Source organism: Sphaerospermopsis kisseleviana CS-549, assembly GCF_028329225.1.
Classification (GTDB): domain Bacteria; phylum Cyanobacteriota; class Cyanobacteriia; order Cyanobacteriales; family Nostocaceae; genus Sphaerospermopsis; species Sphaerospermopsis kisseleviana.
This window is the reverse complement of sequence record NZ_JAQMTI010000060.1, coordinates 1-6,466: the sequence shown is the minus strand read 5'-3', so window position 1 is coordinate 6,466 and position 6,466 is coordinate 1. Positions and strand designations below refer to the sequence as shown.

The 6,466-nt window shown below is 38.4% G+C and carries 7 protein-coding genes and 1 pseudogene; 6 read left to right on the top strand and 2 right to left on the bottom strand.

Going from position 1 to position 6,466, the window contains the following annotated elements; all coding sequences use genetic code 11:
* Positions 1-158: 158 nt before the first annotated feature.
* The 6 genes from PN497_RS04135 to PN497_RS04110 all read left to right on the top strand — a co-directional run bounded on the left by PN497_RS04135 (position 159) and on the right by PN497_RS04110 (position 4,989).
* The gene (locus tag PN497_RS04135; protein WP_096571910.1) at positions 159-1,415 is read left to right on the top strand and encodes a vWA domain-containing protein; all 1,257 of its coding nucleotides are present in this window, start codon (positions 159-161) and stop codon (positions 1,413-1,415) included.
* On the top strand, positions 1,412-2,689 hold the full coding sequence (locus PN497_RS04130) for a vWA domain-containing protein (RefSeq protein ID WP_096571911.1): 1,278 nt from the start codon (positions 1,412-1,414) through the stop codon (positions 2,687-2,689). The genes PN497_RS04135 and PN497_RS04130 overlap by 4 nt, the downstream gene beginning before the upstream one ends.
* 283 nt (positions 2,690-2,972) lie before the next feature.
* Positions 2,973-3,509 carry a hypothetical protein gene (locus PN497_RS04125; RefSeq protein ID WP_096571912.1) on the top strand — a complete coding sequence of 179 codons (537 nt, stop codon included), beginning with the start codon at positions 2,973-2,975 and terminating at the stop codon, positions 3,507-3,509.
* Positions 3,506-3,937: a HEPN domain-containing protein gene (locus tag PN497_RS04120; protein ID WP_096571913.1), complete on the top strand. Its 432-nt coding sequence runs from the start codon at positions 3,506-3,508 to the stop codon at positions 3,935-3,937. Before PN497_RS04125 ends, PN497_RS04120 begins: the two co-directional genes overlap by 4 nt.
* 34 nt (positions 3,938-3,971) lie before the next feature.
* Positions 3,972-4,355, top strand: a complete 384-nt coding sequence (gloA2, locus tag PN497_RS04115; protein ID WP_096572846.1) for an SMU1112c/YaeR family gloxylase I-like metalloprotein — start codon at positions 3,972-3,974, stop codon at positions 4,353-4,355.
* A gap of 70 nt (positions 4,356-4,425) precedes the next feature.
* Positions 4,426-4,989, top strand: coding sequence for a gamma-glutamylcyclotransferase (locus PN497_RS04110; RefSeq protein ID WP_096571914.1), 564 nt, complete (start codon positions 4,426-4,428; stop codon positions 4,987-4,989).
* Between the two features lie 47 nt (positions 4,990-5,036).
* On the opposite strand, the gene recR is transcribed toward PN497_RS04110, so the two are convergent.
* Positions 5,037-5,594 (bottom strand): recombination mediator RecR, encoded by a 558-nt coding sequence (gene recR, locus PN497_RS04105; protein ID WP_272109683.1) that lies wholly within the window; start codon positions 5,592-5,594, stop codon positions 5,037-5,039.
* 559 nt (positions 5,595-6,153) lie between these two features.
* Positions 6,154-6,333: pseudogene (locus PN497_RS04100) on the bottom strand (HAD family hydrolase); the annotation flags it as partial.
* Between the last annotated feature and the right edge of the window lie 133 nt (positions 6,334-6,466).

Below are 6,466 nucleotides of genomic sequence, written 5' to 3'. Positions count from 1 at the left end.
CTCCTGCCTCCTGCCTCCTGCCTCCTGCCTCCTGCCTTCTGCCTCCTGCCTCCTGCCTCCTGCCTCCTGCCTCCTTTATCTGTTTTCCGTACTCTGTTAACTGGAGATTGAAGTTATTTATAAATAGATATAGATAATGTCGTTAGGAAAATGACTTTATGAAAGTTAACTTGCAACCTCATTTAAATGATGCTTGTGTAGACTCGAATCAACCTAGTAGTCAACGTCAGTTAGCGTTTTCGATTTCGGCGATTGGGGAAACTTTAGATCGCAGTGTGCCATTAAATCTATGTTTAATATTAGATCATAGTGGTTCGATGCGGGGGCGATCGCTGGATAATGTGAAAAAGGCGGCTTGTTTGTTGGTTGACCGTCTCAGTGAGCAGGATAGACTGAGTATTGTGGTTTTTGACCATCGTGCCAAGGTTTTAGTGCCTAATCAGGTAATTGCAGAGCGAGATTACATCAAACAGCAAATTAATCGTCTTTCTGCGGATGGGGGTACTGCAATTGATGAAGGGTTACGTTTGGGAATAGAAGAGTTAGCCAAGGGTAAAAAAGATACTGTTTCCCAAGCTTTTTTACTGACAGATGGGGAAAATGAACATGGTGATAATAATCGCTGCTTGAAATTTGCTCAATTAGCGTCTGACTATAATTTAACCTTAAATACGTTAGGGTTTGGAGACAATTGGAATCAGGATATTTTAGAGAAAATTGCGGATGCAGCGTTAGGAAGTTTGTCACATATTGAACGCCCTGAACAAGCAGTGGATAAGTTCAATAGTCTGTTTACTCGGATGCAAACAGTGGGTTTAACAAACGCTTACCTGTTATTTTCCCTGATGCCGAATGTGAGATTAGCAGAATTAAAACCTGTAGCTCAAGTCGCCCCAGAGACAATTGAATTACCTGTACAAACAGAACCAGATGGACGGTTTACAGTGAGATTAGGGGATTTAATGAAAGATGTGGAACGGGTGATTTTGGCTAATATTTATTTGGGACAGTTGCCAGAAGGTAGACAGGCGATCGCTAATGTGCAAGTACGCTACGATGATCCCGCACTGGATCAAGCTGGTTTATTTTCCCTCAATATGCCAGTTTATGTGAATGTAGATCGCACTTACCAACCGAGTACCAATCCCCAGGTGCAGCAGTCAATCTTAGCTTTAGCCAAGTATCGCCAAACCCAGTTAGCGGAAGCAAAATTACAGCAAGGCGATCGCGCTGGGGCGGCCACCATGCTCCAAACCGCCGCCAAAACAGCTTTACAAATGGGTGACGCTAGTGCAGCGACGGTGTTGCAAACTTCAGCTACTCGTTTACAAGCAGGTGAAAATCTATCAGAGAGCGATCGCAAGAAAACCAGAATTGTCTCAAAAACTGTGTTGCAGGATGCTCCTCCTACATGAAAGTTAAATTATTATCGGCACTAAATGATACTAACGTTGACGCAACCCAAACTACTAACCAGCGTCAACTAGAAATTTCCATTTCGGCTATTGCTGATGAGCTTGATTCTAGTATACCCGTGAATTTATGCCTGATTCTCGATAAAAGCGGTTCTATGCACGGCGAAGCTATGAACACAGTGATTCAGGCAGTGGAACAATTATTAGATCAACTCAAACCTGGAGACAGGATCTCAATTGTGGCTTTTGCGGGTACTGCTGAGGTCATTATCCCTAACCAAATCGTTCAAGACCCCAAAACCATCAAAACCCAGTTACACAAAAGTCTGAAAGCTGGAGGCGGTACTATTATTGGTGAAGGTTTATCTTTGGGAATTACAGAATTGCTCAAAGGAACAAAAGGTGCTGTTTCCCAAGCTTTTCTACTCACAGATGGTCATGGTGATAACGGGTTAAAAATCTGGAAATGGCAGATAGGATCAAATGACAACAACCGTTGTTTGCAACTAGCACAAAAAGCCACCAGATTAAATATCACCATTAACACCTTTGGTTTTGGTGATGACTGGAACCAGGACTTACTAGAAAAAATCGCCGATGCTGGTGGTGGTACTCTCGCTTATATTGAGACTCCTAACCAAGCTGTGGACCAGTTTAAACGCTTGTTTAAACGCATTCAATCTGTGGGCTTAACCAATGCCCATTTATTGCTGTCTCTCGTTCCTGGTGTGCGGTTAGCAGAACTCAAACCAGTCGCCCAAGTTGCCCCAGAAACCATTGAGTTACCAGTGGAAACAGAAGCTAATGGTAGCTTTGTGATTCGTTTGGGTGATTTAATGAAAGATGTAGAAAGGGTAGTTTTGGGGAATATTTATTTGGGACAATTGCCAGAAGGTGAACAAGTCATTGGACATATTCAGATTCGCTACGATGATCCAGCACAGAAAAAAGAGAGTTTACTTTCTCCCCTGATGCCGATATATGCTAATATTACTCAGACTTACCAACCAGCATTAAATACCCAGGTGTCACAGTCAATTTTGGTATTAGCTAAATATCGCCAAACTCAGATTGCAGAGGCAAAATTAGAACAAGGCGATCGCACAGGTGCAGTCACAATGTTGCAAACAGCAGCGAAAACTGCTTTACAAATTGGTGATACTAACGCTGCAACTGTATTGCAATCTTCTGCTACTCGTCTGCAAGCCGGTCAAGAACTTTCGGAAGCAGACCGCAAGAAAACCAGGATTGCATCAAAGACGATTTTAGGGTAGTAATTAAGTAGGGGTTTAGCAATGCTATACCTCTACCGACTAAAGAAACATCTATCTCCCGTTTAATTTATATTAAAATTTTCACACATATTCTTTGTTTAGTTATAATTTGATTGCTCATGCTCAGAAGGTAAAAAATGTAAACCTATGAAGGTGTTTTCAGTGTATGATAATAAAATAATTCCGCACTTCACCAACACCTCTATTGGCTCAAATACAAGATTATTTGAGTTTGTTTAATTTAGTAAATTGCAATCAGCAACACATATCAAGTATAAAAATTATGAAAACTCTAAGAATTCCACAACAATATCAATCAGGCATTAATTTAATTATCAAAATAGATGAAATTTTATTTAACAAATTAGTGAATGCAATCACTGAAGTTAACCCCTTTGTAAATATAGATAGCATAGTATTGGAATTATCTGCACAAATAGAGGAAATATCTATACAACTACACAAACCTCTTTTAGAAGAGACGGGATGGACTCATAAATTAAGCAAAATCAGTTTCTTTTACAGAGTAGAAAATGTTATTGATGTACACAGGTTTTTGCAAAAGCATTCAAACCTGATAGATGTGCTGCTAGAAGCTCATCCACAAATAAGAAAGTATTTCCCAAGTGAGAAATTAAGATTAAAGTTGTACGTTGATCCTGAATCTCCTCAATGGGAGAAACTGGTACTTTCTATCTGTGCTAGTCCAGAATCTGTTGATCAAGCTCTAAATCAACTAGATGAATTGGATGAAAATTGGTGGATAGATGCTTCATTAGGGGTTGCTGTAAATCTTTGTATTCATTTGGACTTTGAATGAAATTTGATTGGTTAAGTTATTTAGAGGTTGCAGAAACTTTATATAATGAAGTAATTAATACCTCAAATCAGGCAAATAGTGCATCAATTAATGAAGCGAAAATACGCGCTTGTATTAGTAGGGCGTATTACTCTGCTTTCTGTTTAACTAGAAACTATTTACGAGATTTTGAAGGATATGATAATTTAAAAACCCTTAAATATAGTGTACATGAATATGTAATTACAGAATTAAAGAGTTATACTAAAAACCGTGATTTTAGAAAATTAGGAGAAATTTTAGAGCGGTTACGTCTTCTGAGGTGTGAAGTTGACTATGAAGATTATATAGCTGCTAATACTATTATTTCTAAAGCAAAACAAGCGATTAAGGATGCCAAAAAGGTAATTGATTTATTGAATAAGTTTACCAGTGGCAAAAAACCATAGAATTGTTTTTAAGAATAGAAGAAAGCAATTTATGATAAAAATATTAAATATTCATCACATCGCTATCATTTGTTCAGATTACCAAAAATCAAAATATTTTTATGTTGACATTCTTGGTTTTCCTATCATTCATGAAACCTTCCGCAAAGAGAGAAATTCTTATAAACTAGATTTAAAAGTAGGAAATACCCAAATTGAATTATTCTCCTTTCCCAACCCTCCCGCAAGACCTAGTAAACCAGAAGCTTGTGGTTTAAGACATCTTGCTTTTGCAGTTGAGAATATTGAAGAAAGTGTGAATTATTTAACCTCTCAAAATATCGAAGTGGAAAATATCAGAGTGGATGAAATTACAGGCAAGAAATTTACCTTTTTTAAAGATCCAGATAATTTACCATTAGAAATTTATGAACTCTAAATATATTGAATATGATCATTTATGATCATTAACGTAATACCATTTTTATATTATCATATAAAGAAGGAATATGAGTAATCACAGTGGACACATAAACCATAGTTGGGTACAACCTCAAAATCCTGCAAAGGTAGAGACAGAACCGACATTTTATTATTTTGCCTATGGTTCTTGTATGTGTCCAGTGGATTTAAAGCGATCGCTTGGTGAAAATACATACCCTTATGTCATCGGACCTGCTATATTAAAAGAATATAAACTCAGATTTTATGGTTATTCCCCCCTGCGTAAATGTGGGGTTTTAGATGTAGTCAATGATTCTACATCCTTAGTGACAGGTGTACTTTATCAGTTACCTTGGAGACTCAGCGAAAATCTAGATCAACGTGAAGGTGTTTCCCAACAATTCTATCGTCATGAAATAGTAGATATTCACCACAAAGATCAAATATACAAAAATGTTCGTACTTATGTAGTAGTGAACAAATTAAAAGAAGAAGTTGCACCTAATGATTGGTATTTTAACGTTGTGCTAAGGGGTGCAATCACCTGTGGACTACCTGAAGAATATTGTTGGCATTTATTTAATAAAATGCACCAATTACAACAGCAACATAAGCATCAAAAAAAGTAATTGGTAATGGGTAATTGATAATTGATAATTATTTATTCTCCTGACTCCTAATCTAATTCCCTTCTTCCTTCCAAAGCCCTAGCCAGTGTAATTTCATCAGCATACTCTAAATCACCACCCACAGGTAAACCAAAAGCAATGCGCGTTACCTTGGTAAATGGTTTGAGTAGCTGACCTATATATAATGTAGTGGTTTCCCCTTCCACACTGGGACTAATAGCCATAATTACTTCCTGGGGTTTTTGTTGACTGACTCTCCTTACCAAAGCTTGAACCGTCAACTGTTCTGGTCCAATACCATCCATCGGCGAAATTACCCCACCCAAAACATGATACTTCCCTTTATACTCGCGGGTTTTTTCCAAAGCTATCACATCACGGGAATCTGCAACTACACAAATAGTTTGATTATCCCGGTTCGGGTTGCGACAGATATCACATACAGGTTCAGATGAGAGGTGAAAGCAGACTTGACACAAACCTACCTGTTTTTTAGCATCAATCAATGCTTGTGCTAAAGCTTCCACTTCAGATTCTGGACGCTTCAAAATATGCAACGCTAGACGCTGGGCAGATTTTGGACCCACACCAGGAAGGCGTTGCAGTTGTTCAATTAACCGGGCTAAAGGACGTGCGTAAACCGTAGTTTTATCTCCAGTATTTTCTCAACTTTACTATGATGACATTTTTGGGGAGTTTTGGAGAAACTGTCTGAATCAGGATGTCTGCTTACTGAGCGCAGTCGAGCTATGTCGAAGTAAGTCGAAGTACAGGATTAAAGGATTAACAGGATGAAAAAAGCCATTTTAGGGACTTCCAAGAAATAGATTATCCAATAGACATCTCTGAAAATTACATAAGCGTAACTTGAAACCCATTCGTAGGGACAATTCATCAATTGTTCCTACATCTTTTTCGGAGAGGTCTAATATTGTGGGATGGGCTTCTAGAACACCGATTCATTAATCGTAAGGGCGAAGCATTCGGGTGATAACCTATCGGTGAAACCAGTTCATATTCTGTCCGAATGCTTCGCCCCTACAAGGTAAAAACAGATTACCTAGCATTACTAAATCGACGTTTTAGCCCATCCGGGTTTAAGGGCAGACAAGACTTGTACTGAGCGTGTCGAAGTATGTCTACCCCACAAGAATTAATTGTATATTAGTCATAGTGATCTAAAGCTTCCAAAATTCCCCAAGCATAATGACCTTGAGCAAAGTAAATCTGTGGACAACCCCGCAGTTTTTCAATTTCTGGACTGTAATCTCCTACCACAACTCCTAAAGTATTACCACCAAGCATAGTTTCATCATTATCTGATGCTCCTGCTACTAAAAAAAACAAAAATACCCCCCATTTCTGGAGGGTATTTTCTTATTTAACTAAGCTTATTAAACCCAGTTTCAGATTAACCGTTGATTGCAGGAGCAGTCAAAGCAACAGGAGCAACTTCACCAGCAGCTAAGTCTAAGGG